17 protein-coding genes are annotated in these 26065 nt (G+C 44.6%); 8 read left to right on the forward strand and 9 right to left on the reverse strand.

Translation table 11 applies throughout. The features are described 5' to 3' along the window. Positions 1 to 9: 9 nt before the first annotated feature. From BFP72_RS04140 to BFP72_RS04155, 4 genes are read right to left on the reverse strand one after another with little or no spacing between them, the layout of a single operon-like run. Positions 10 to 1131, reverse strand: a complete 1122-nt coding sequence (locus tag BFP72_RS04140; RefSeq protein WP_099597938.1) for an efflux RND transporter periplasmic adaptor subunit — start codon at positions 1129 to 1131, stop codon at positions 10 to 12. Between the two features lie 47 nt (positions 1132 to 1178). After that, positions 1179 to 2441 carry an ABC transporter permease gene (locus BFP72_RS04145; RefSeq protein ID WP_099597939.1) on the reverse strand — a complete coding sequence of 421 codons (1263 nt, stop codon included), beginning with the start codon at positions 2439 to 2441 and terminating at the stop codon, positions 1179 to 1181. Between the two features lies 1 nt (position 2442). Next, complete coding sequence (locus BFP72_RS04150) at positions 2443 to 3672, reverse strand: ABC transporter permease (protein WP_099597940.1); 1230 nt, start codon at positions 3670 to 3672, stop codon at positions 2443 to 2445. Then, positions 3662 to 4366 (reverse strand): ABC transporter ATP-binding protein, encoded by a 705-nt coding sequence (locus BFP72_RS04155; protein WP_099597941.1) that lies wholly within the window; start codon positions 4364 to 4366, stop codon positions 3662 to 3664. Before BFP72_RS04155 ends, BFP72_RS04150 begins: the two co-directional genes overlap by 11 nt. 383 nt (positions 4367 to 4749) lie before the next feature. Between BFP72_RS04155 and BFP72_RS04160 the strand changes: the two genes are divergently transcribed. Then, positions 4750 to 8499 carry a two-component regulator propeller domain-containing protein gene (locus BFP72_RS04160; protein WP_158233277.1) on the forward strand — a complete coding sequence of 1250 codons (3750 nt, stop codon included), beginning with the start codon at positions 4750 to 4752 and terminating at the stop codon, positions 8497 to 8499. Positions 8500 to 8757: 258 nt separating this feature from the next. Continuing rightward, a complete protein-coding gene (locus tag BFP72_RS04165) occupies positions 8758 to 10815 on the forward strand; it encodes a beta-N-acetylhexosaminidase (RefSeq protein ID WP_158233278.1) in 2058 nt (685 codons plus the stop codon). Positions 10816 to 11006: 191 nt separating this feature from the next. On the opposite strand, the gene BFP72_RS04170 is transcribed toward BFP72_RS04165, so the two are convergent. Further along, the gene (locus BFP72_RS04170) at positions 11007 to 11726 is read right to left on the reverse strand and encodes a LytTR family DNA-binding domain-containing protein (RefSeq protein WP_099597944.1); all 720 of its coding nucleotides are present in this window, start codon (positions 11724 to 11726) and stop codon (positions 11007 to 11009) included. Positions 11727 to 11728: 2 nt separating this feature from the next. Beyond that, on the reverse strand, positions 11729 to 12784 hold the full coding sequence (locus BFP72_RS04175) for a sensor histidine kinase (RefSeq protein ID WP_099597945.1): 1056 nt from the start codon (positions 12782 to 12784) through the stop codon (positions 11729 to 11731). Positions 12785 to 13090: 306 nt separating this feature from the next. Between BFP72_RS04175 and BFP72_RS04185 the strand changes: the two genes are divergently transcribed. The 5 genes from BFP72_RS04185 to BFP72_RS04205 all read left to right on the forward strand — a co-directional run bounded on the left by BFP72_RS04185 (position 13091) and on the right by BFP72_RS04205 (position 23147). Continuing rightward, positions 13091 to 16183, forward strand: coding sequence for a SusC/RagA family TonB-linked outer membrane protein (locus tag BFP72_RS04185; protein WP_099597947.1), 3093 nt, complete (start codon positions 13091 to 13093; stop codon positions 16181 to 16183). 27 nt (positions 16184 to 16210) lie between these two features. After that, positions 16211 to 17785 (forward strand): RagB/SusD family nutrient uptake outer membrane protein, encoded by a 1575-nt coding sequence (locus BFP72_RS04190; protein ID WP_099597948.1) that lies wholly within the window; start codon positions 16211 to 16213, stop codon positions 17783 to 17785. A gap of 554 nt (positions 17786 to 18339) precedes the next feature. Continuing rightward, entirely contained in the window at positions 18340 to 20295 is a 1956-nt protein-coding gene (gene nagB / locus BFP72_RS04195) for a glucosamine-6-phosphate deaminase (RefSeq protein ID WP_099597949.1), read from the forward strand. A gap of 67 nt (positions 20296 to 20362) precedes the next feature. Continuing rightward, the gene (locus BFP72_RS04200) at positions 20363 to 22168 is read left to right on the forward strand and encodes a sodium:solute symporter family protein (protein WP_099597950.1); all 1806 of its coding nucleotides are present in this window, start codon (positions 20363 to 20365) and stop codon (positions 22166 to 22168) included. A gap of 1 nt (position 22169) precedes the next feature. Continuing rightward, positions 22170 to 23147: an ROK family protein gene (locus tag BFP72_RS04205; RefSeq protein ID WP_099597951.1), complete on the forward strand. Its 978-nt coding sequence runs from the start codon at positions 22170 to 22172 to the stop codon at positions 23145 to 23147. Positions 23148 to 23188: 41 nt separating this feature from the next. Here the strand turns inward: BFP72_RS04205 and BFP72_RS04210 are convergent, their stop codons facing one another. From BFP72_RS04210 to BFP72_RS04215, 3 genes are all read right to left on the reverse strand, one after another. After that, entirely contained in the window at positions 23189 to 24244 is a 1056-nt protein-coding gene (locus BFP72_RS04210; protein ID WP_143519932.1) for a tetratricopeptide repeat protein, read from the reverse strand. A gap of 79 nt (positions 24245 to 24323) precedes the next feature. After that, positions 24324 to 24485: a hypothetical protein gene (locus BFP72_RS19115; RefSeq protein ID WP_158233279.1), complete on the reverse strand. Its 162-nt coding sequence runs from the start codon at positions 24483 to 24485 to the stop codon at positions 24324 to 24326. A 179-nt stretch (positions 24486 to 24664) separates the two neighbouring features. Continuing rightward, complete coding sequence (locus BFP72_RS04215; RefSeq protein ID WP_099597953.1) at positions 24665 to 25204, reverse strand: hypothetical protein; 540 nt, start codon at positions 25202 to 25204, stop codon at positions 24665 to 24667. Positions 25205 to 25346: 142 nt separating this feature from the next. On the opposite strand from BFP72_RS04215, the gene BFP72_RS04220 reads away from it, so the two are divergent. Beyond that, a complete protein-coding gene (locus tag BFP72_RS04220; protein ID WP_099597954.1) occupies positions 25347 to 25844 on the forward strand; it encodes a DUF4494 domain-containing protein in 498 nt (165 codons plus the stop codon). Positions 25845 to 26065: the final 221 nt, after the last annotated feature.

Genomic DNA, 26065 nt, shown 5'->3' on the forward strand with positions numbered 1-26065 from the left:
GTCCGCTGTTTAATCGTTGGCATATTGACTATCTCTTTTGACTGGTTCGGTTTTGTTCCAGACCTTGATTTTGTCTTCGTCTGTTATACCAGAGAGAATCTCGACATTGATCCCATCAGAAAGTCCTAGTTCTACGTCTTTGCGCTCGAATATTTGGTCTGCCGTTTCTACTTCGACATAAGGCTCGCCCGTTTCTTTGTCAAACTGGAGCAGCACTTCGTGGATAGAGAGGACATTTTCTCTAGAGTCCAATACCATGGTAGCATTGGCACTGTATCCTGCCCGGATGAAGAAGCCTTCGTCTAGGAATACATCCGCTTCGATGGTGAACTGCACGGTACCTGACTCTTCTGTTCCTTTGGGTGCGATGAATTTTAGTTTAGCATCGAATTTTTTGTCCTTGATAGCAGCTAGACTGATGACCAGAGGCATATCCATTTTGAGTTTACTCACGTCAGCTTCATCCACTTTGCCCTCAAAGATCATTTTGGTCAGGTCGGCGATCATGGCGATGGATGTACCGTCATTGAAGTTGTTGCTTTCGATGACTTGATCCCCTTCTTCGACAGGGATCTCTAGGATTGTACCAGGTACAGTGGCTCGGATGAGTGTGTTGGTAGCACCTCCTCCTGCGGTTCCTTCTTTGATGATTTTTAGGTCATTTTTGGCATTCTCCAATTCTTGTTTCGCTTGCGAATAGTTCAATTCAGCGTTGTTGTACGCTTGATCAGCGATGATGCCTTTTTCGTACAGTTTTTGGTTTCTGTCAAAATCATTCTGAGCGTTTTTCAAAACGATCTGAGCGTTTTTGACCCGACCTTGTGCGCTATTTAGCGTTGCCTCATTGGGTACTACTTTGATTTTGGCAATCAAGTCGCCTGTTCTGACCACATGCCCTTCTTTGACAAAAAGCTTGTCGATGATGCCCGATAGTTGTGGTTTGATTTCCACCTCTTGTTCTGGGATTACCTTTCCTGTCGCTACGGACTCATTCTGAATCGTGGCGATGAAGGCTTTTTCGGTTTCAAAAACTTCAACAGTCTTACTGTTGGACTGGATGAAGAAATTGGTCGCAAAAGCAAGCCCGCCCAGGGCGATTACGATCGCAAGGTATTTCAATACTTTTTTCATTGTTGATATAATTATGAGGTTAAAGCTTTATCTCTAGTTTTAGTATGTTATTCTTCTCTGAGTGCATCGATGGGTTTGATACTGATGGCCCGTTGTGCTGGGATGAGTCCAATCAAGGTGCCCAATATAATCATGATCGCCAGTGCTCCTAGTATAAAGGAGATCGGGACAGTAGGGTTGGCATAGGGGAAATCGAGCCCTTGAGTCCCCGCGTTGATTCCAAAGAGAACTACTGCACCAAGGATAATGCCCATGATCCCTGCGACCAGTGTCAAAAACACTGATTCCAAGAGGATCAATCCGCGTACTTCACCTGGTGTAGCACCCAGTGCTCGTCGGATTCCTAGTTCTTTGGTTCTCTCTTTGACGGAGATCAAAAGAATGTTGCCAATCCCGATGACCCCTGCTAGGATGGTAGCGATACCGACTACCAAGGAGAGGAAGGTCATGCCGTTGGAGAATCCCATGATTCGGTTGAACATCTCCCCGAGGTTGAATGACCCCAAGGCTCTGTCATCTTCAGGTGCGATTTGGTGTATTTTCTTCAAGGTGTTTTTGACATCAATTTCCACCTGGGTGACATTGGCATCATCGTATGCTGCGATAGCAAACCAACCTACATCTTCTCCCGAGTTGTATAGTTTTCGAAAGGTGGTGAAGGGGATGTAGATATCGCTGTCTGATTCGAATCCTCCTCCAGGCTCATACTTGTGTACTCCGATCACTTTGAAGTAGCTCCCGTCGATTCGGATGTATTGTCCGAGTGGGTCCTCATCTTTGTCAAATAGGTCGGTTTGGGTACGTTCACCGATGACACAGACTTTTCGCGCCAACTTGATGTCCTCTTCGTTGAGAAACCGACCTCCGTCAAATATTTTTTTGGCGGCAATCTTGACAAGCGAAGGGTAATCTCCGTAGATGTTGTAACTCCCATCTTTCTGACCAAATACAACCAGTGCTGGAGTTCCTCCCCACATGCCTTTGACATTGCGTGGAGCGATGAACTCAATTTGAGGGACTTTGGATTTGAGCTGAGCAACATCCGAAATCTTGAATTGAGGTCTGCGTCCTGTTTTGAATCCCGCATAGGGGACGCTCGTTTGGTTGGACCAGACGAACATGCTGTTGGTGGCCATGTCTTGAAACTCTAGTTCAAACCCATTGTTGAGCCCTTTGGCTGCACCAGATAGAGTGATGTATATGAAGATCCCCCACAGCACACCGATGACGGTGATGATGGTACGTCCTTTGTTTTTTCGGATAGAGCCGAATATCTCTTGCCAGGTATCTCTGCTAAATATCAGTTTCATCTTATTCGTCTCTTAGTGCTACAATCGGTTTGATTCGGGCGGCTCTACGTGCTGGGATGTACCCTGCAATCGCTCCAAATAGGATCAAGACTACCGTCGCAAATACACCCGTTTGCATATCGATATAGGGGTTTTTGATGAAGTAATGCTCGAGCGTCACTCCTAGGGAGTTGAGTATCAGTATCCCTGCAAATAGGCCTATATAGCCTGCGATCGTAGTGATAAAGATTGACTCTTGGAGAATCATGGCGATCACTGAGCGAGGGGTAGCTCCTAGTGCTTTTCGGATTCCAAGCTCTTTGGTTCGCTCCTTTACGACGAAGACCATGATGTTGCTAATTCCAATGATACCTGCCATGAGCGTACCTAGTCCGACAAAGGTCACAATGATTTGCAGTACACTAGCGAATTGTTGGTTTTGACGCAAGTCGTCTGCGACGTTGCGAATGAAAATCCCTCTACGGTCGTCTGGATGAATTTGGTGCTTGTCTTTGAGAAATTGTCTGAGTTTCTCTTCAAACATCATGGCCCCTGCAAAGCCTATTTCAGGTTTGAAGCCAATCACAAACTGATCAACTTTGTCTGTGTTTTTTTCCATAAGTTGACGAGTAGTGTAAGGGATGTAGATCCTACGTTCTTCGTTGTCTCCACCGTCATCTTGAAACACGCCAATGACTTTGAACATGCTGCCCCCCACGTCTATATACTTGCCGAGAGGACTCATGTTGTCAAAGAGATCCTCGCGGACCAGTCGCCCAATGACAGTGTATTTTTCTTGGTTTTTGGTGTCGTCATCATTGATGAACCGGCCTTCCATGATGTATGTCTTCTCTGCAAACTGATACCCTGATCCGACGGCTTGTATGCTGTAGTTGTTGTATTCGTTTTCGTACTTGATCTTTTGGTTGCGGTAGATCCCCGGCGAAATGTAGTCCATGTACATGCCGAAGTTGCGTTTGATGTCTACCAAGTCGTCGTTTCTAAACTCAATCTGACGGTTGGACTTGTACCCTTTGTAAGGCATAGAGGTTCTACCCCGATAGACCCATATGAGGTTGGTCGCGTCATTGAGGAAAAATGATTCGAAAGTGTTCTTGAGGCCGTTGCCTAGCCCAAATAGGATGACAAAGATGAAAATCCCAAGCGCTACGGTGAAGCCAGACAAGAAGGTACGGAGTTTGTTTTTGCTGATGGTCTGGAATATCTCCTGCCAGCGATCTCTATTGAACATACTGTGCGGCTCTTACTTGTTCTACTTTGACATCTTCTATGATCACACCATCTTTGAGGCGTACGATGCGTTTGCACATGTTGGCGATGTCTTCCTCGTGGGTGACGATAAGGATCGTTTTGCCTTCGTCGTTGATCTGCTGGATGAGGTCCATGACCTCATAGGAGGTCTTGGTGTCTAGAGCTCCGGTAGGTTCATCAGCAAGTAGGACCTTAGGGGCTGCTGCCAGTGCACGCGCGATGGCGACTCGTTGTTTTTGTCCCCCAGACATTTCGCTAGGCAGGTGACCCGCCCAGTCGGCGAGCCCTACCTTGGTGAGGTATTCGATGGCTTTTGTATGCCGCTCTTTGCGGTTGGTCTTTTGGTAATAGAGTGGTAGGGCTACATTTTCGGCGGCTGTCTTGTAGTTGATCAAGTTGAACGACTGAAAGACAAAACCCAAAAACTTGTTGCGGTAGTGCGCGGCTTTGGTCTCGTTGAGATTTTTGATGGGGACTTGATCGAGGATGTATTGTCCTTCGTCTGCTTCGTCGAGCATCCCGAGGATGTTGAGCAAGGTAGATTTGCCTGATCCAGACGAGCCCATGATGGCTACTAGTTCACCTTCTTGGATGTGGAGGTTTATTCCTTTCAAGACTTTCAGGGAGTTTTGTCCCATCTGATAAGACTTGTGGACGTCTTTGACTTCTATCATCGGTTAGAGTTGTTGGTATGAAATAATATAATTGACCATTTGCCAATAAGTATCGGTTAGGGACTGTTTATTACAGTCAAAGGTAAAAAAATCTAAAATCTTTATTTTTTCTATAGAAGATGCTCCAAATAGGCCTTGAGTTGCTTCCTTTTGGATTTATTTTATTTCGTAACTGTTTCTTTCTTAATATATTAGAATATTTCCAGAGAATCGTGGAAACGAAGGCGTCTGATATAAATATAATAAATAAAATTGGTTGACCAGTTTTAGGTGTTCCAATTAAGGTGTAGATTTATATCAAATTTGGACTAGGCATTGAATCAGAAGGAGTGTAGGACATCCCTGACTGTATGGGTTTGATGCATTCTAAACATGATACTAAGATGATTCGACTAAATTTTTTGGTGCTATGCCTAAGTGTGGCTAGTGTATTCTCAGTCTCTGAGAGCCAAGCTCAAAATCACGCATTTGAAAAGTGGACGGTAGAGGATGGACTGTCGTCCAATTATCTCAACGGTATCATCCAAGATCGAAGAGGGTTCATATGGATCGCGAGCAACAATGGACTGAACCGATTTGACGGGTATCAATTTCAAAACATCGTTCGTGATGATAACGACAGTACGACGATTTCCAACAATTGGGTGACCTGTTTGCTCGAAGATAGTCAAGGCAACTTTTGGTTTGGGACAGAAGGAGGAGGGCTTAATTATTACCACAGTGCTACGGGTAAGTTCAAGCGCTATGGACACAAGCCTACCGATTTGTCCACGATAAGTAGTGAAAACATCATATCGATTTATGAAGATGGTGCACAGAGGATATGGGTGGGGTCACGTCAAGGCCTGAGTCTGTTTGATCCAGAGCAAGAGACATTTTCCAACTGGAAGGGATATGTCCAATGCGACGATTGTTTTCACAGTATCACAGCTATGGTCGAAGACAGCAAGGGGAATTTGTGGATTGGTGATGAATCTTTTGGGTTGTTTTATTTCAATACCGCAACCAAACAATTTTCGGTTCCGGATATTGCTAATTCGACGGACTATGATGCGGGTTCTTTTTTTCTATATGGGTTGCATTTGGAAGGAAAACTGCTGTACATGGCTACTGCTCAGGGGTTGGTTATATGGGATACAGTCACTCATGAGCTCGTCGAGAAGTACAAGGAAGGAGCTACACAAAAGGAGCTGGATGTCTTCATTCGCCAAATAACCCCCGGGGACAAGAACAGCCTTTGGTTGAGCACCAATGGAAAGGGGATCATCCACTATGATACACAGACCAAAGAGTTTGAAATATTCGATAGCAACCATGGAATGAGTAGCAATTCGATCGCCGGATTGCTGATAGATTATTCGAAAAACCTGTGGATTGCCACCAAGGGAGGTGGGTTAAACAAGTACAATCTCAAAAATCAAATGTTTGGGCATTGGGTCCATGAGGCTGATAATGAGCAATCTTTGGTCAACAATGAAGTGCGTGCCATTCATCAAGATGCGGATGGAACGACTTGGGTAGGGACCAATTTTGGGTTGAGTCGTCATGATCAGCAGACCAATACATTTAGAAACTACGTCCATGATTTTAATTACAAGGATGATGTCAGTGCACCAAGGATTCGTATGATTCATCGCGAAAAGAATGGTGACTTATGGATTTCTTCTCAAAGCGGTGCACTGTACCGGTATTTGCCAGATGAGGATCGATTCATTCATGACCCGACCTACGCCAGTAGTCCTCTGACCCACAACATGAGAAAAATCAACTGCATATACGAGAAAAGCCCAGATGTACTTTGGTTGTGTAGCGATGGTATGGGGATATTGGCCTACGACAAGCAGGAACAAAGGATCAGCAAAGTAGAACTGTCGGGAGAGGCGGACAAACTGATGTCCAGTGCAGTGATCAGCTGCATCGAGGAAAAGTCAAAAGATGAGTTGTGGCTAGGGACCAATGATGGATTGGTCTTGATCAATACCAGTAGTTTGGAAATACAAAATTGGCAGCCTGAGCAAGGCAATGATTCTTCGATGGTCGGGATGAAGGTCAGGTCATTGTATCAAGAGAATGATCAGACATTGTGGGTAGGGACACGCAGTGGGTTGGCTCGCTTTGACGTGGACAATGGAAAATTCGAACGCTTTACTAGCTCCGAAGGTTTACCCAGCGATATTGTCTTTGGTATACTGCCAGATCACGAAGGCAGTATCTGGTTGAGCACACCCAACGGGCTGTCACGGGTCAATCTGGAGACTAGAGCGATTAGAAACTTCAATATTCCACAAAATAATGCTTTGGATATGGGTGCACATGCGGTCGGTACGCAAGGAGACTTGCTGGTAGGGGGAGCTGACGGTGTGACTTTATTTGATCCTTCGGATCTGAAAAACAATGCTTATGTGCCTCATGTCGTGCTCACGGAGATGAAAGTCAACAATGATCCTGTACAGTTTGGGAAGGTTATTGATCAAATGGATACAGTATATCTCGACTACAAGCAGAGCAATCTATCGATCTCTTTTGCTGCATTGGAGTTTACTGATTCAAAAAAAAACCAGTTCAAATATATGCTCGAAGGGTTAAATGAACATTGGGTCAACCATGGAAACAGCCACATGGTATCTTTTACGAACTTGAATCCCGGGACTTTTATTTTTCGCTTGAAGGGCTCAAACAACGATGGCGTATGGAATGAAACAGAAACGACATTGGTACTAGTGATATCTCCACCATGGTGGGCCACTTGGTGGTTTAGGACGCTGGTAGTCATGGTCTCGTTGGTCTTGATCTGGCGTGCGTACCAGTGGAGAGAACAAAAGATCCGAGCAGATAGGGTTATGTTGAACGAAAAAGTAAAAGAAGCCACAGAAAAGGTACTGCTACAAAATCAAGAACTACAACACCAAAAGGACAGTTTGGAGGCAGTGATGACCGAGGTGAAATTTGTGGTGAAGGAGGTGGTAGAATCTGGCAATCTCAAAGCTCGGATAGATGCCAACCAACAGGTCGGCGAATGGAAAGAATTTGCGGAATCCATCAATGCCATGTTTGAATCTGTCGTGAGGCCTTTTGAGGAAATCGACACCATCGTAGGGCACATGTCTCAGGGTGACCTCACTCGCAGATATGACGCAGAAGCGCGTGGAGATATCAAGACCATGGCGGACAAGTTCAATACGGCTTTGGATATTATTGATCACTTGCTGAGAGACATTGTCAATCAAGTAGAATCCATAGGCGCTTCGTCCAACGAGATGTTGGTCAACGCAGAAGAAATGAATAGCAGTACAGGTGAAATCGCCAGTGCTATTTCCGAAATGAGTGGTGGGGCGCAGCAACAGGTATTCAAAGTAGATCAATCGTCACAATTGATCGAGAGTTTGCTTGAGTTTTCTGGGCAAATGAAAAATCAAGCAAGTACCATCAACGAAGCTACTAAAAATGGAGCTTCTATGTGTGATGGAGGGATGAGACATATTGGCAATTTAGATGCTGAAATGAAAGTGATTTTGGATTATTCCTCCAAAACCAACGCTTCCATACAGTCTCTATCTCGCCGGTCAGATGATATCAACGAGGTGCTGAGTATCATAAAGGAAATCGCAGCACAAACCAATTTGTTGGCATTGAACGCTGCGATCGAAGCAGCACAAGCTGGTGAAGCAGGCCGTGGATTTGCCGTAGTGGCTGATGAGATACGAAAGCTCGCAGAAGGGTCCAAAAAATCTGCTGGTGATATCGAAATGTTGATTTCGGGAGTACAAGAAGATACCTCTGCGACGGTGGGCTTGATTGCTGGGATGTCAGACAGTATCAAAAAAGGAGGAGAAACGACCAAGCTTTCGTTGTCTGCATTTGAACAGATATCAGAGGGCTACAGCGAAATCTTGGATAAATCAGATAGAATCGTTGCAGCTACGGGGCAACAAACTGTGGATTTACGCAATATCGTAGGTTTGATCAATGAGATTGTGGTCATCGCCGAACAAACTGCATCGGGTACAGAACAAACAGCAAGCTCGGCCACTGAGTTGTCTGCTGGCATGGAAAACTACACCCAAAAGAGTAAACTGGTTTCAGATATTACCATCAATCTCAAAGGAATGGTTGATAAGTTCAAGCTCACCTAAAATACAAAACCCCATGCTATCGTATGTTTTGGGGGCTGTGACCGAGGTTGGTAGAGCCAGTAGTTGGCTCTCGGTTGCCGTGTGTGAGTAGCAGTACTGCTCCAAAACGTGCGTATTTATTTTCAATACCATTCAGCGTTAGATTTACCCCCCTTAGCTAATATATTTCTCCACCCTGATGTGGGTAAATACTTTTAAGTTGTGAAAGTAAAAATCTGTATCGCGCAGATTTTGATTGATAGAAGAAAAGTAATGGAGATGAAATATATATACCTGACAATACTGTGCATCTATAGCTCTGTCGCATGGGGGCAAAATAGCAATGGACTTGACAACCTGATGCCATGGCCAAAGCAAATGACTGTGGGGGAGGAAAAATTTAGATTGGACGAAGGATTTGATCTAGGGGTAGTAGGTTATCAGTCAGAGCGTATCCAACGTGCAGCAACCAGGTATATCGACCGGATGACCGATCGTACGGGATTGTTCATTTCTCAGGATTTGATCACAGCGGCAGATACCAGTAGTGTGGCTCAGTTGCAAATCCAGGTAGAGCGGAGTGGTGCCGTAGCGTTGGGAGAGGATGAGTCATATGAACTCAAGATCAATACTTCGAGGATTTCGTTGACGGCCAATACAGATATAGGGGCGGTGAGAGGTCTGCAGACGTTGTTTCAGTTGATCTCCGTCGATGAGGAAGGGTACTATTTACCTGCCGTAATGATAGAGGATGCTCCACGTTTTGAATGGCGTGGGTTGATGATCGATGCGTCGAGGCATTTCCAGCCAGTAGATGTGATCAAAAGAAATTTGGATGGGATGGAAGCAGTCAAACTCAATGTCCTACACTTTCATCTCTGTGATGATCACGGCTACCGTATCGAGTCAGCAGCTTTTCCGAGATTGAATGAGGTGAGTTCGGATGGTCAGTTTTACACTGTTGCCGAACTGAAGGATATCATTGCCTATGCTGCAGACCGTGGGATTAGGGTGATGCCGGAGATTGATGTTCCTGGACATGCTTCTGCGCTGCTCAAGGCTTATCCCGAATACGGTAGCAAGGATACCGTTTACCATTTGTCACGAAATGCGGGGGTGTTTGACCCCACCTTGAATCCTATCCAAGAAGAAACGTACGCTTTTCTAGACGAGTTGTTTGCGGAAGTGACAGGGATATTCCCAGATCAATATTTTCATATCGGAGGAGATGAAAATGAGGGGAAACACTGGGACGAAAATGTTGAAATTCAAGCTTTCATGAAGGAAAGGGGACTCAAAAATAATCACGAATTGCAATCCTACTTTAGCAATCGTGTCTATCAAATCCTAGATGGACATGGCAAGTATATGATGGGATGGGATGAGATTCATACCGAAGACCTACCCAAGGAGACTGTAGTGCATTCTTGGCGAGGTAGAGGACAGGGGTTGACGGATACTACGACGCTATTTAGCGCAGCACGTGAGGGATACAAGACGGTATTGTCCAATGGTTACTACATTGATTTGATGTACCATGCAGAGGATTACTACGCCGTAGATCCATATTTTGGCTATGAGCTAGAGGGGGCTATGAAAGAAAATATCCTGGGAGGTGAAGCGACGATGTGGAGTGAGTTGGTGACTCCACTGACGATTGATACGCGTATTTGGCCGAGAATGGCCGCTTTGGCAGAGCGCTATTGGTCTCCATCTGAGGTGAAGGATACACGTAGCATGTATAGCCGGATGGACAAGGTGTCGTTGCTATTGGAGCACTATGGAATCGAGCACATTCGTAATCATGAAATGATCCTGCGAAACCTCGCCAATTCAAGAAATATAGAGCCAGTCAGGACGATTGTCAATGTACTGGAGCCAATGAAAGGGTACACTAGAAATGCAGGAGGCTATATGTATAGCGTATTTTCTCCCTATACTAAACTGGCTGATGCTACGCTTGCCGATGCAGTAGATGCGGTTAGGTTGAGGTATTTGTTGGAGGATTATCAGCAAGGTAGTATGTCATCACATCTGCTTGAGGATATGTTTCGCACTTGGGTTGATAATGATGAGTTGATCCAGTCCATGGTCAAAACTTCACCCATTCTTGATCAAGCAGTGTCTCACTCTGCTAACCTCAAGGTGATCGCGATAGATGCTATGCAAGCATTGGAATACATAGAGTCAGGCAAGAAGGCTCCCAAAAAGTGGTATAAGGAGTGTATCATGCATCTCGAAGAGGCCAAGCAAAATCAAAGTGGACGTGTGGAACTTCAAGTCATCGAGCCGATTCAGGCATTAGTCGAAATGGCCCGAGGTGAATATTCCAACTAAGCGCAGATAGCATTTCATAATTAGTTTTAAGTTAGAGTTGAGTTAAAGATCAAGGAAAGGGGCATCCTCTTTCCTTTCTTTTTGTCTTCTATCGTGTGGGGGGATAGCCCCATCAGGGAGAACTATACGCTGGAGTTACTTTTGTATTGAATATGCTGGAGCAGAGGGGAGTCTTCTGAGTGAGACAAGACTTAGGACAAACCCAACAGCAGGTCTTTGATGTCTTTTTGGTAATTGCGACCGATAGGAAGGAGCTTGTCCCCGATTTCGACTTGATTGCCATCGATGACTTTGACTTTTTTGATAGCAATGATGTAGGAGCGGTGGATTCGTACAAATTCATCTGGCGGTAGCAGTTCGGCTACACTCACGAGGTTGTTGTGGTTGATGAGGCTCTCGTCATAGGTCTTGATTCGAATGTAGTCTTTGAGGCTTTCGATGTAGAGGATTTCATCGAGATAGACTTTGACCATTTTCTTGTCCACTTTGAAAAATACATGTGCCCTCTCGTTTTCTACCGGTAGGTTCACTTCGGATCGATTTACCTTTTTCTCCTCCAGACGATGCTCGATACGATTGATGGTTTTCATGAATCGCTGTAGCGCAAAAGGTTTGACAAGGTAGTCCACTACGTCGAGTTCGAAACTCTCGACGGCATATTCGCGGTAGGCGGTAGTGATCACGACCATTGGTGGTTTGGACAGGCTTTTGAGAAAGTCTAGTCCATTGATCTTGGGCATGTTGATGTCGAGGAAGATTACGTCTACTTCGTTTTTAGAGAGGAAATTGAATGCCTCTACAGCGTCAGGACAGGTTCCTTTGAGATCGAATTTTTCGAAGTTGACCAAAAAATTTTTGATGACATTGATTGCCAAGGGCTCATCGTCGATTATCAAACATCGTATGCTCATAGTTATTCAATGGGTATTTTCAATACTATCTTATATTTCTCATCTGTCTCGACGATATCGAGCTGATGCGATTCACCATAGACGAGGTTGAGTCGTCGCTTGGTGTTGGTCATGCCTACTCCGTGTTTATAGGTTTCTAAACCGTTGTCCGGAATGACAGTGTTGGGTTTTAAGTTTTCAGTCGAAAAGGTCAGTATATTATCCGTCACATCCAAGGATATATCAATCGGGATGATATCACTATCCACTTTGGTGCCGTGTTTGAAACTATTTTCTATGAACGGTAGCAATAGGACTGGGGGAATCACTTTGCCTTCAATGTCGCCCGAGATGGCTAGGTCTATCTCGATGCGATCGCCGTACCGGAGCATTTCCAAGTCGAGGTAGTTTTGTATATGTTTGATTTCGTTGACGAGTGGTACGCGTTTTTGTTTGGCATCATAGATGACATAGCTCATCAGTTCGGATAGCTTCAATACCGTATAAGGTGCTTTGTCCGATTTGTCTAGGGTCAGGGAATAGAGGTTGTTGAGCGTGTTGAAAAAAAAATGAGGCTGAATTTGAGACTTCAAAAATGCCAATTCGGTTTCAAGATTGGTTTTGATGAGTTCGCTTGCTTTGTTTTTGAAGTCGATCCAGTCGATAGTCATTTTGACTGCCATAGCAATCGCTACCACATAGATCTGACCGATATAGGCCGCCAGTACGTAGTTGAAATCAAATAGATTGGTATGTTCGAGATTGGATTCTTTATAGATCTCCGTGGTGACCAAAAAATACGTCAATACGATCTTGATCAGTACGATAGCCAAGATGGATATGGCCAACAGGATGATGTACCAAAACACCTGCTTGGGAATGAACCGAGGCATCAAGAAGTAGATGTTGAAATAGACGATGGCCAGGTGCAGAGGGAATTCGACCAAGTTGGATTGTAGAGAATACAAATAGTCGTCGAAGTAGCTTCCCCATCTCAGCCAATTGATACAAAAGTAGACCGACCAAAACAGGAAGTGCTGTACCCATTCGCGTTTGAGGAACTTCAATTTCTCAGGCATTTTCAGAGGAGTCTGGTCTAGTAAGAATGTATTTGAAAGAATCAAGATAAGAAAATATGGTTAAACAGATATTTATTTATGCATAATAATCAGTTAAAATATGTTCCCATTATGAAGTCGCTATTTGGTGCTATTTTGTCGATAAAGAGCGAAATAACAGTCATTTTGTGTGGTTCGGATAAGAAGGTGTTCGTTCGGAGGAGATTTGATGTCGTTGAGCTAAAATATTACACGCTTTACGATTTAGTAACGAACATTAGGATGTTAAAATCAAAAAACGATTACTAATATTTAAAATTTAGATCTATGACTAAAAGGTTACTAATATTGAGTTTAGCCCTGTGTACGACACTGTTCGTGCAGGCTCAGACTCGTACGGTATCTGGTAGTGTGACAGACTCCGCTAATGGAGATGCACTACCTGGAGTGAATGTACTTGTGAAGGGAACTTCGAATGGTACAGTGACAGACATTGGAGGGGCGTATACCCTAGAGGTGTCGGATGCAGATGTGTTGGTGTTTTCATTTATAGGGTACATGTCTTCGGAGCAGTTGGTCGGTACCAAGTCTGTTTTGGACGTAGCGATGGCTGCTGATGTGGAGCAGCTCGACGAAGTAGTCGTGACGGCTTTGGGTATCTCTAGGGACAAGAAGTCCTTGACCTATGCTTCGCAAGAGGTGGAAGGTGATGAATTGACTCGAGTCAAAGATGCCAACTTCATGAACTCATTGACTGGTAAGGCCGCTGGTGTATTTGTCAACAGAAGTGGGTCAGGTGTAGGCGGATCGACAAGAGTCGTATTGAGAGGTAACTCGTCGACGAGAAACAACTCTGTACTCTATGTGATCGATGGCGTGCCAATGAACAACTACTCTCCTTCACAACCTAGTGATGTATGGGGACAGAACTTCGGCGTAGCAGGATCCGCAGGTACAGGTGGAGCAGGTAGAGATGGAGGTGATGGTATCGCCAACATCAACCCTGAAGATATCGAAAGCATCAACGTATTGAAAGGAGCATCAGCTGCTGCACTATATGGTAGTCAAGCGGCCAATGGGGTGATCTTGATCACTACCAAAAAGGGTAAGTCGGGTAAGGTGACAGTAGCTGCTTCGTCCAACTTCACGTCAGAGTCAGTATTGATGATGCCTGAGATGCAGTATAGCTACGGGCAGACTTCACCAGGTGCGTTGGATAGCTGGGGCGGAGCTGTGGACGCCAAGGATCACGTGACAGACTTCTTTGACAATGGAAAAACATGGATCAACACCGTATCCATCTCTGGTGGTAACGAAATGGCGCAAACGTATTTTTCTTATGCCAATACAGATTCTAAAGGTATTATTCCTTCCAACGAGTTGAAGAAACACAACGTGACGTTTAAGGAGAACTTGAGCGTGTGGAAAGATAGATTGAAACTCGATGGTAGTGTGAGTTTGATCACTCAGACAACCAAAAATCGAGCAAACTCAGGGATGTATTTCAACCCATTGACGGGTTTGTACTTCTTCCCAAGAGGATTGGATTTCGATGAATACAAGGAGCACTATGAAGTATTCAACGCGGACCGAAATTTCAACACGCAAAACTGGGTCAACAACATTGACGTACAGCAGAACCCGTATTGGATTATCAATAGAAACAAAAATGAAGATTCAAGAAATAGAGTGATTGGAAACGTCGGAGCGACGGTGAAAATCACCGAGGACTTGAAGTTTAGAGTACGAGGAAACATCGACAAGTCGATCGATAGATACGATCAGAGAGTACATGCCTCTACCCAAGCTACCTTGTCTGATATCAACGGTAGATACGTACAGCAAAACGCAGAAGCAACCCAGATGTATGGAGACGCTTTGTTGATGTACAACAAGACTTTTGAGAAATTCAGCGTGTCTGCTACAGTGGGTGCCAGTATCACAGATAGCGAAGTGAAGTCACAGTTCTTTGACTCTAAGGGAGGAGATGACATCAGAAATGAAGGTGTAGAAGGCTTGTTTTATGCCAATACATTCAATATCCAAAACATCGCAGTAGGGGGGACAGCATTGTTCAACGAAGGTGGGTACCACTCACAGTTGCAGTCAGTGTTCGGTAGTTTGAATTTGGGATACAACGGCATGTTGTTCTTAGATGTGACAGGACGAAACGATTGGTCTTCTACTTTGCCTGATACGGATTTTTTCTATCCATCGGTAGGGTTGACAGCTGTGATTTCAGAAATGGTCGATATCCCATCTGTGGATCTATTGAAAGTGAGAGCATCTTTTGCCCAAGTGGGTAACGCGGTGAACGCATATGACCTTGGGTCTGGTTCGTTCAACTCGATCATCCCTTACGGTACGGTGACTACTCCTACTAGTAGAGTGGAGCCAGGTCAGACATTGGATCCAGAAATGCAGAATTCGTTTGAGGTAGGCGCAGAGGTGTCTGTATTGAATCAGAGAGTAAGTTTGGATCTTGCATACTACAATACGGTGACTGAGAACCAGCGAATTCCAATTGTGGCACCTGCTAGTCAAGGTGGAGGATTTTTCTACATCAATGGAGGAGAAATTATCAACAAAGGGATTGAGGCTGCTTTGACTGTCGTTCCCGTTTCTACAGAGAAATTCAACTGGACGTCTACCTTGAACTTTACCAAAAACAACAACGAAGTGAAGGAATTGCCTGACGAGTTGGAGGATGGCAAGTTGCAGTTGACGGCTCCTGGAGTCAACAATTACGCGATGATGTTGACCGAAGGCTCACAGTTTGGAGATATATATGGACAGAAGTTCGCGAGAAATGCCGATGGAGCGATCATCGTAGATGCGGATGGACGTCCACAAATCCAAGAAGGTGGATTGGACTATGTAGGGAATCCAAACCCAGATTATATGTGGGGATGGAACAACAACTTCAACTATAGAGGGATCTCGTTGGGGTTCTTGATCGATGCTCGTATCGGAGGACAAGTGATGTCTATGACCGAAGCGATGAACGACCTATATGGAGTATCTAAGGAGACTGCTGATGCAAGAGATGCGGGTGGAGTAGACATGGATGCAGTCTATGCCGACGGTACACCATATGTAGGTCTATTGCCAGCGCAGGAGTTCTATACCACAGTAGGAGGTAGAGCAGGTATCACCGAACAGTACGTGTACAGTGCGACCAACATCCGATTGAGAGAGATGTCGATTGGGTATTCATTGCCTTCGTCAGTGATGGAAAAATTGGGGCCAATCAAAACGGCTAAAGTGTCACTGATTGGTAGAAACTTGTTTTTCTTCAAGAATGACGCACCATTCGATCCAGACGTGTCTATGTCCACAGGGACAGGATTGCAGGGGGTTCATGTATTCGGGTTGCCTTCGACAAGAAGCATCGGTTTCAACCTGTCTTTGACTCTATAATTACTGTTCACGATAAAATTTCAAATCATGAAAATAAATAAGATATATAAATCAATGCTTGCCTTAGGAACTGCCTCTATGCTGACAGTTGCGATGCAAGGTTGTACCGATAAATTCGAGGAAATCAATACCAATCCATACGGTATCTCCAACGAAGCACTGACACAGGACTTTAATCATATTGGAGGTCGCGTCGTACAGGCTACTCAAAACATCTATGTGATTACTCCTGCATGGGTGACTCAGTTGCAGCAGAACTTGAACGCCGACATCTACAGTGGATATTTGGCTCCACCTACGCCTTTTGCTGGCAACATCAACAACAATACCTACAGTCTAGTCGACGGTTGGAATGGATTCATCTGGTCTTCGGCCTACGAAAGTGTGATGTACCCATTGGCAACTATGGATGAAACTGCAGGCGATGAATTTCCTCAGTTTGTAGCTTGGGGCAAGATCGTACGAGTAGAAGCGATGCACAGAGTGTCGGATGTATTCGGGCCGATCATTTATTCACAGTATGGTCAGTCCCCTGCCATGTATGATTCTCAAGAAGAGGTGTACAAGCAGTTTGTCGCGGATCTCGATGATGCGATCACGGTACTAGAGCAGTACAAGGACTTTTCAGGGTTTACAAAATTTGACTTGGTATATGGAGGAAACGTGACCAGTTGGATCAAGTTTGCCAATTCACTGAAGTTGAGATTGGCAATCAGAATGTCTGATGTCGATCCCGCTTACGCGAAAACAATCGGAGAAGAAGCTTTGGCATCTACCGCAGGCTTCATCGAAGATAATTCAGAGAATTTTACTCTATCGCCTACTGCAGGAGATCATCCACTCAACACCCTCAGTGGTGCATGGGGAGATACACGCATGAGTGCTGAGATGGAGTCAATATTGACTGGGTACAATGATCCTAGAATGGCGGTTTATTTCGCTGCTGCTACGGATGCTACCATTGCAGGACAGCACAAAGGAGTGCGTAGTGGAATCGAGATTGAATCCAAGGATACTTACGTAGGTCACTCTGCTGTCGCTACTCAAGGCGGAGTTCAACTCATGACTGCTGCAGAGGTGGCCTTCTTGAAGGCCGAGGCAGCATTGCTTGGGTGGGCGAATGCAGGAACTGCTCAAGCCAACTACGAAGCAGGTATTGCATTATCTTTTGCTCAACATGGAGCAGGAGGAGCGGATACTTACATGACAGATGCGACGAGTATGCCAGCTCCATTTGTAGATACATACAATTCGGACAACGACGTTTTGGCGGGTGACCCTAACTTGAGTACAGCGACTATCGCGTGGGATGCTGCTGCGACGGACGAAGAACTGTTGGAGAAAATCATCACGCAGAAGTGGATAGCTGTATTTCCTGACGGTCAAGAGGCTTGGTCAGAATTCAGAAGAACAGGTTATCCCAAAAAATTCCCTAATGTGGTGAACTATAGCAACGGGACAATTGATACGGATGAGCAGATCAAAAGGATCAATTTTTCAGCGACCGAGTTGACTACCAACCCTGACGGAGTAGCTTCTGGTATCCAAGAGCTTGGAGGACCGGATACAGGTGGTACTTCGCTTTGGTGGGATGTAGACTAATACCCCTTCGATATACAGTGCAAATTGTGTATAGAGTTTGAGTAGAAGAGCCGTGGAGACACGGCTCTTTTTGTTGGTCACAGGCAGAGTTAGAGTCTGGGCGATGCGCTACGGTTTGTTATGCGAGACCACAGAAAGTGAAACGACTATGCGTACTTGTACTTTGACGAAGGATCGAGAGGGGGTCTGTCTCAAATTTCGTATCTCGTGATTCAGCACATTTATGGATGTATGTTTATTGTGTGTGTGCGGACACATTTATTTAAAACGTCTATATTGCATTCTATTCGGTTTAGCTTCAAAGTGGGTCGCTTTAGCTAAATAATTTATCGATATCGATGAGCCGAGCTAGTTTTAGTATTGTATTTAGTAGTTAATACATTTTAGAGTTGAAAGGGAAGATAAGCCGGAGGTGTTTTTAGTCCGTCGAGTTTTAGTCAGAATTGTCGCCATGCTTCTGGCTTGTTTTTCTTCATTTGGAGCGAATCGAAAAATTAGCAAAGAATCAATTTTTCAATGTGTAAAACGGGTTAAATTAGATAGATGGAATAGTCATGATCACACTACAAGAGAAACCAAAAATGAAGCGAGTAAGCAAAAAAGAGTGGAACACGTTGGAGTCTACCAAATTTGAAAAGATTCACACAGAGATATTTTCTGACGCAGACGAGGCTTCCAAGATCGTAGCGCATGAGATTGCCGCATTGATTCGTTACAAAACCGAAAAAAATGAGAAATGTGTACTCGGTTTGGCGACTGGTTCGTCCCCGATCCGTGTCTACAAAGAGCTGATTCGCTTGCATCAGCAAGAAGGACTTAGTTTCCAAAACGTCGTGTCTTTTAACCTAGATGAGTATTACGGTTTAGACAAGGAGGATGTGCAGAGTTATATCTATTTCATGCATCATCACCTTTTTGATCATGTCGATATTCTTCCCGAAAACATCAATATCCCCAATGGGAAAGTACCCTTTGAGTACATGTCAGAGGCTTGTACGCAGTACGAAGAGAAAATAGAGAGCTACGGAGGGCTTGATTTTCAGCTGCTGGGAATAGGTCGTACAGGTCATATCGGGTTCAATGAGCCGGGTTCGAAAATCAACTCACTGACACGAATGATCACGCTGGATCATTTGACGATTCAAGACAATGCCTTTGCTTTCAACAGTATGTCCGAGGTACCAACAAAGGCTGTAACCATGGGGGTCGGGACAATCATGAAGGCCCGAAGAGTTGTGATCCTGGCCTGGGGGATGAAAAAATCTGAAATAGTGAAGAAAACGGTCGAAGGGGAGATCTCCTCGGATGTACCTGCGACATTCTTACAAGAGCACAACGATGTGTCATTTGTCATGGACGAGTCCGCAGCGCTGGATTTGACTAGGATCCAGACACCGTGGATAGTGGGAGATTGTGATTGGACAGAAGCATTGAAGCGCAAAGCGGTCGTATGGCTCAGCCAAAAAGTGAAAAAACCTATATTGAAGCTCACTGACCGGGATTACAATGATCACGGCATGTCCGAGATATTGGGAGAAGGAGGGAGCTATGCAGTCAATATCAAGATGTTTAATCATTTTCAGCATACGATCACAGGCTGGCCTGGAGGTAAGCCCAAAGCAGACGACAGTCATAGACCTGAGCGTGCGACACCGGAGCGCAAGCGCGTCATTATATTCTCACCACATCCAGATGATGATGTCATTTCGATGGGAGGAACCTTTTTGCGATTGGTAGAGCAAGGGCATGAAGTGCATGTGGCGTACCAGACTTCAGGCAATATCGCGGTAGCAGACCATGAGGCTTATCGGTTTGCAGAGTTTGCCAAACAATTGTACGAATACACGGCAGGAGAGCAGGCAGATCACCAACTATTCGAGGGATTGTTTAAACAGCTCAAATCCAAGGCTAAGAAAGAGGTCTTGCCAGAAGATATTCGAAAAATCAAAGGCTTGATTCGGAGAGGAGAAGCAATCAGCGCATGTCGCTACTACGGGATTCCAGATAGTCAAGTACATCACATGGATTTGCCGTTTTACGAAACAGGTCGTGTAGAGAAGAGCCCGCTGGGCAAGGCTGACATCAAAATGATCAAAGACTTGATCGAGGAGGTCAAGCCTCACCAAATTTACGCCGCTGGGGACTTGGCGGACCCACATGGTACGCACGAGGTATGTCTCAAGGGGATTTTTGCGGCACTCGAAGAACTCAAAGTAGAAAAATTCATGAAGGACTGCTGGGTGTGGCTATATCGTGGAGCGTGGCATGAGTTTCCAATCGACGAGATCGAAATGGCCGTACCGATTAGTCCAGAGGAATTGATGAAGAAACGTGTGGCCATTTGGAGACATCAATCTCAAAAGGATGGTGTGGTGTTTCAAGGAGAAGATGATCGCGAATTTTGGCAGAGATCAGAGGATCGAAATCGGGCGACGGCCGCAGAGTACGATGCACTCGGATTACCGGAGTATGAGGCCATAGAGGGCTTTGTGAGATATCATTTCCAATAAGCAACAGACTCGGTAAGTTTGGTGTAGGTTTGAGTTTGTTCGATGTTAATTATTTGAAAAGAAGAATATGTTATTAGAAACTATAGATTGGGTGATCATTGGGGTGTTCTTTGTCATTGTGTTGGGGATTGGCTGGCAAGCTTCTCGTTCGGCAGGGCAGAGCTCAAGTGAGTTTTTCTTGGGAGGTAGAGGGATGCCGTGGTGGCTACTGGGGATCTCGATGGTTGCCTGTACATTTTCGGCTGATACGCCAAACCTTGTGACGGGTTTCGTTCGTGAAAATGGCGTGGTGAAGAACTGGGCTTGGTGGGCCTTTTTGATCACAGGTATGGTGACAGTTTTTATTTATGCTCGATTGTGGAGAAAATCTGCCGTCAGTACTGATCTAGAGTTTTATGAGCTGAGATATGGAGGCAAGCGTGCTTCTTTTCTTAGAGGGTTTAGAGCGATCTATCTGGGTGTGTTTTTCAATTGCCTCATCATGGGATCGGTGACCTTGGCGGCAATCAAGATTGGTGGTGTCATGCTTGGTTTGGATCCTTGGGTTGTCGTAGTGGGCGCTTCGATAGTCGTCGTTATTTATTCGGCACTGGGCGGAATCAAAGGGGTCGTTTGGGCGGATTTTTTCCAATACGGGATTGCGATGTTTGGTGCTGTGTATGCGGCGTACGTGGCTTTGAGTCAGCCAGAGGTTGGTGGTTTGACCAATCTCATTACACATCCTGCGGTCCAATCCAAACTCAGTGTTGTTCCTGATTTTACTGATCCATCGGTTTGGGTGCCCTTGCTACTGTTTCCTATAGCGGTACAGTGGTGGGCGGTTTGGTATCCAGGTGCTGAGCCTGGAGGAGGAGGATATATTGCGCAACGTATGCTTTCGGCCAAAGACGAAAAAAATGCAGTAGGAGCAACTTTGCTCTTCAATTTTGCACACTATGCCTTGAGGCCTTGGCCATGGATCATCGTGGCGCTTGCTTCGATTATTATTTATCCAGACATGGCTTCCATCCAAGCAGAGTTTCCAAACATCGATCCGACCTATTTGAAAGATGACATTGCCTATCCCGTCATGTTGTCCAAGCTTGGGTCTGGGTGGCTCGGACTCGTGGTGGCATCCATCATCGCTGCATACATGTCGACGATCGGTACTCATCTCAATTGGGGGTCATCGTATTTTGTCAATGATTTTTACAAGCGATTTGTGAAGCCAGATGCTTCGGAAAAACAAATGGTTGCTATGGGACGAATGACTACAGTAGTACTGATGTTTTTTGCGGGGACTTTGTCATTGACCATCTTGGACAATGCGACGGATGCGTTCAATATCCTCTTGTTGTCGGGAGCAGGTTCGGGAGCGATTTATTTGTTCAGGTGGTTTTGGTGGAGAATCAACGCTTTGACGGAGATTGTCGCGATGGTGGTAGCGACCGTACTGGCTGTTGTACTGACGCTTTTTGTAGACGATGCTACAGTGGCGACTGCCTTGCTGGACGGTATGACGATGAAAATATTGATCACTACAGGGGTGGTCACAGTTGCTTGGTTGGGGACGGCCTTGTTTACAGCACCTGAAGACAAAGAGGTCCTGAGGTCTTTTTACAAATTGACACGGCCAGGTGGTCCGGGTTGGAAAAAGGTAGTAGAAGAAGCTGCTCAAGATGGACAACCTTGTGACGAGAATGAGGGAATTACTTGGCAAATGCCGAGACAAGTATTGTTGATTTTTATTGGCTGTACAGTGATCTATTCTTCATTGTTTGCCATTGGAGGGTTTGTGTACTCCAATTGGACACAAGGCACTATCTTATCTGTTGTAGCTGTGCTTGGTACGGTGATGTTGTTCAAAGTTATGAGCAAGCTTAAACTGAACTAAAATGATCAAGGTAACGGCAGGGATAGATATAGGAGGGACAGGTACGCAGTTTGGTCTCGTAGATCCCGACGGACAAGTGTTGACAGAGGGGAAAGTAGATACGCGTGGTACGCATAGTTTCGAAGAGTTTATTGATAAGATTGCTGCATTTCTGCGACAGCATTTGGTAGAGAATCCTGGCTTGGAATTGACCGGGATTGGCGTGGGGGCTCCTAGCGGAAACTACTATACGGGGACGATAACTGATGCGCCAAACCTACCCTGGAAGGGCACATTGGACGTTGTGCAGTTGCTCAATGATCGTTTTCATGTGCCGGTAGTACTGAGCAATGATGCCAACGCTACGGCAATGGGTGAGAAGGTGTTTGGCGCTGCAAAAGACATAAAGGATTTTGTGATGATCACCTTAGGGACTGGTTTGGGCAGTGGGATTGTGAGTAGCCAACAGTTGGTCATAGGTAGTCAAAGTATGGCTGCCGAATTTGGGCATGTCATGGTTCGTGACAAAGGTGGCCGTTTGTGTAACTGTGGACGAAGAGGGTGCTTAGAGACCTATGTGTCTGCTACGGGGATCAAACGTACGTTGACTTCTTTGCTTGCAAAACACCCTTGTGCAAGTGCTTTGCGTAGTGTGTCATTTGATGATTTGACCTCCAAGGATATAGCGCATGCAGCGCGAAGTGGAGATGTGTTGGCCAAGAAGGCATTTCAAAAGACAGGAAGAGTACTGGGTAAGAATTTGGCAAACCTGGTGGCTATCATGAACCCAGAAGCTATTTTCTTGTTTGGTGGTTTGGCACAAGCTGGAGATTTGATTTTTAATCCGACACGAAGAGCCTTGGAGGAGAATCTACTCGATATGTACAAAGGAAAGGTACAAGTTTTACCGTCTGCTTTGGGGAGTCAAGGAGCTGCTATTCTAGGGGCTGCTAGCTTAGCGCATCAGCAAAAAGATTATTTGCATTACGAATTGAGTTAGTTAAGGGAGAGGAGCAAGGTAGATTCTGGTCCAGACTTGGGTTAGACTTCTATCTTGCTCAGCCCGTAGGTTTTTTTCTTATCTGCCAATATGTTTTCGAGTTCTTCGAAATGCAACCTGTTGTAGTATTCACTCAGTTTTACATTGCCCAATGCTTCTTCTACTTGGCTGAGCTCTTTAAATACGTCCACGAATTTTTTATTACGCTCCTTCATGGGGTAGTAGACAATTGCTCTTTTGAAGTTTGTTTCCGCTTCAGCAAGGTTTTGTGTTTCTCGAGCTATTCTACCAAGTAGCAAGTATGAGGTGAATAGTGATTCGTCTAAGCCGTTTTCTATTTTGATGTTTAATGATTCAACTGCGTGTTTCTGAGCGGTTGCCAAATCATGTGTGTGGAACGCAGTCTCTCCAAGACCCTGGATAGCACATGCCAGTATAAAGGGGGAGGTATGAGTGTATTCAACTTGCAAAACAGATGAGTAGTATTCCTTGGCGGACTCATAGTTTTTGGTCTCCAACATCAAGTTTCCTAAGTCATTTAAGCAAAATGCTCTGATTCTTTCGTTGTTGAAATCCGAGGCATAGGATAACGCTTTATAGTATGAATCGAGACAATCGATGTTATTGGTTTGACTTTGATTATAGGCTAGATTGTAGTATACAGTGGCAAGATGCGGATCATTTAGTGGCTCATACACTGAGATTGATTTTTGAAAGTAGTGAACAGCCGTAGGGTGTGCTTCTTTGATTTCAAAGATGATGCCCAGCATGTTCAAAGAGCTCGCTTTGAGTGGAGTCTGTACATTTCTTTCTGATTTCAAAGACTCAGTATAGTAGTGATAAGCTGAATCATAATTTTTTTTCATGAACCAACTGTACCCAATGATACTTTGAGCATAAGCTCTGTTGTTAGGGCTTGTGGAGAATGATAGAATTTTTTGTGCGTAGTGAATGGCCGAATCATATTCCCCGTCCTTCATGCTAGTACTGGATATGACTAGTTCTGGGGGTAAATCTGATTCATTAGTTGTGTGCCAGAGGACAACTGCTGTGACCACTATTGTGAAAATAATCAGTGTGATTATCTTTTTCTTCATGACAATAAAGATAGAATATGCAAGCCAATGTTGCTACATATTCCATCTTTATTGTTGGTGCTCGTTTGAATCATCTTACTTAAGGAGCAGTAGGAGGGGTTGTACCGTAGTCTCTCTCTCCCACGGTCATAGATTCATTTTGAAGATCCAAATCTGGCTGGACCAAATCCTCTTCTTGGCTACAAGCCGATACAAATGACAACAATGCGAATCCTACGAATAATGCTTTAATTAATTTCATCTCTTTGATTTATAGTTAGTTAATACGCAAATATGTGCATTTTAATTTTGTTTTGCACATAACGGTTCAAAAAAAATGAAAAAAATATTTATCAGGGTGAAAAGGGCTTTTTTACCTGCGTTTGGGCATAAAAAAACCGACAAGTGTCGGTTTAATTTTTTTGTTATGTAGGCTTGTGACTACTTAAGGGAGGGAGCCAGGGCATTGATGATTTCTTGCATCTTTTCGTCGGTATAGTTCCCTTTGGTGCTAAATATCACTTTCCCTTGTGTGTCTAGGATATAGAAGTATGGAATCTTCGGACTGTCAAACTCTAACTTCGTTCGGTACTCTACCATTGTACCTTCATAGAATAAAACATGAGGCTGTATCAGTGGATCTACGCTTTCTTGGACTTTGGCCATGACCTTTTTGTATGCGGGGCGTTTGGCACCTGTAAACATCGGTATGAAGTAGGTGTTGATGTCGTAGTGAAAAACGAATGGACTAGTGGATTCATGAATGAAATTGTTGTAGATCGGAGAAAACCATTTGCCGAGGTCCTCTTCAGCCTTTTTGGAGTAGGCAAGGCACAGCAGTGTGTATTTGCCATTGGTGCCTTCAGGGATCTCGATGATCTCATGAGTGAGTGATTCGGTGGTCATGTCTGGAAATACATCGCCTACTTGACCAAATGAATGGAAGGTGGTGAATAGGAGTACAATTAGAATAATTCGCATAGCTGCCTTGCTTTTTTGATATAATGTAAAACTATAAAAATACTTGGATGAAGCTTGGAGTATAGTTGGAATTTAGTGAGTCGAAGTTCTACTTTTGGGCTCCAGTGATTTAAGAAATTTCAAAAAACATAAAACGATAAAAATGAAGATTTGGTATTCGTGCAAGGTGAAGTATGGCAAGGTGAATGATGAAGGCATCATGAAGCAAACCACAGATGTGTTTCTAGTAGATGCGATGTCTTATACAGAGGCTGAATCACGTATCTATGAAGCCATGGAGCGTGATGTGAGTGGTGAGTTTTCGGTGACCAACATTAGTAAAACAAATATTGGCGATCTCGTGCATTTCGAAGATGCAGATTATTGGTACAAAGCCAAAGTGTCGTATTCGACGGTGGATGGTGATAGTGACAAGGAAGTGAAAGTCAATACCTATTTTTTGGTCAATGCTGAGGATGTCAAGCAGGCATTTGATCGCGTGAGTGAAAGCCTCAATTCTATGTTGGTTCCTTTTGAGATCCCGGCCATTGCAAAAACCAATGTTGTAGAGGTGTATCCGTTTGATGCAGAGGCTGAGGAGCAGATTCCAGACAATCTGACACCAGTCTCTGAACTCGAAGAGGAAGAAGTAGAGGATTAATTGGTGCTCGCTTATAAACAAAGAAGGCCGTCCTTTATACAAGGATGGCCTTCTTTGTTTTATACACTATGATCAGATTGTCTTGAATGATGCAATAGCATCCTCGGAGTGAATAGAAAAAGCTGAAGCAGTTAGTAATGTTTGAGTTTTTCTTTGGAACCGAGCGTCAATTATAGACATAACCCAATGGCATAGGTTTGGTAAAATGCTGTGCGCACATT

The sequence above is a fragment of the Reichenbachiella sp. 5M10 genome (assembly GCF_002742335.1).
GTDB lineage: Bacteria > Bacteroidota > Bacteroidia > Cytophagales > Cyclobacteriaceae > Reichenbachiella.

Excerpts from the sequence above, each read along its gene's own strand:
- BFP72_RS04140 (WP_099597938.1), bottom strand. The coding sequence starts at position 1,131 with ATGAAAAAAGTATTGAAATACCTTGCGATCGTAATCGCCCTGGGCGGG.
- BFP72_RS04145 (WP_099597939.1), bottom strand. The coding sequence starts at position 2,441 with ATGAAACTGATATTTAGCAGAGATACCTGGCAAGAGATATTCGGCTCT.
- BFP72_RS04150 (WP_099597940.1), bottom strand. The coding sequence starts at position 3,672 with ATGTTCAATAGAGATCGCTGGCAGGAGATATTCCAGACCATCAGCAAA.
- BFP72_RS04155 (WP_099597941.1), bottom strand. The coding sequence starts at position 4,366 with ATGATAGAAGTCAAAGACGTCCACAAGTCTTATCAGATGGGACAAAAC.
- BFP72_RS04160 (WP_158233277.1), top strand. The coding sequence starts at position 4,750 with ATGATTCGACTAAATTTTTTGGTGCTATGCCTAAGTGTGGCTAGTGTA.
- BFP72_RS04165 (WP_158233278.1), top strand. The coding sequence starts at position 8,758 with ATGAAATATATATACCTGACAATACTGTGCATCTATAGCTCTGTCGCA.
- BFP72_RS04170 (WP_099597944.1), bottom strand. The coding sequence starts at position 11,726 with ATGAGCATACGATGTTTGATAATCGACGATGAGCCCTTGGCAATCAAT.
- BFP72_RS04175 (WP_099597945.1), bottom strand. The coding sequence starts at position 12,784 with ATGCCTGAGAAATTGAAGTTCCTCAAACGCGAATGGGTACAGCACTTC.
- BFP72_RS04185 (WP_099597947.1), top strand. The coding sequence starts at position 13,091 with ATGACTAAAAGGTTACTAATATTGAGTTTAGCCCTGTGTACGACACTG.
- BFP72_RS04190 (WP_099597948.1), top strand. The coding sequence starts at position 16,211 with ATGAAAATAAATAAGATATATAAATCAATGCTTGCCTTAGGAACTGCC.
- nagB (WP_099597949.1), top strand. The coding sequence starts at position 18,340 with ATGATCACACTACAAGAGAAACCAAAAATGAAGCGAGTAAGCAAAAAA.
- BFP72_RS04200 (WP_099597950.1), top strand. The coding sequence starts at position 20,363 with ATGTTATTAGAAACTATAGATTGGGTGATCATTGGGGTGTTCTTTGTC.
- BFP72_RS04205 (WP_099597951.1), top strand. The coding sequence starts at position 22,170 with ATGATCAAGGTAACGGCAGGGATAGATATAGGAGGGACAGGTACGCAG.
- BFP72_RS04210 (WP_143519932.1), bottom strand. The coding sequence starts at position 24,244 with ATGAAGAAAAAGATAATCACACTGATTATTTTCACAATAGTGGTCACA.
- BFP72_RS19115 (WP_158233279.1), bottom strand. The coding sequence starts at position 24,485 with ATGAAATTAATTAAAGCATTATTCGTAGGATTCGCATTGTTGTCATTT.
- BFP72_RS04215 (WP_099597953.1), bottom strand. The coding sequence starts at position 25,204 with ATGCGAATTATTCTAATTGTACTCCTATTCACCACCTTCCATTCATTT.
- BFP72_RS04220 (WP_099597954.1), top strand. The coding sequence starts at position 25,347 with ATGAAGATTTGGTATTCGTGCAAGGTGAAGTATGGCAAGGTGAATGAT.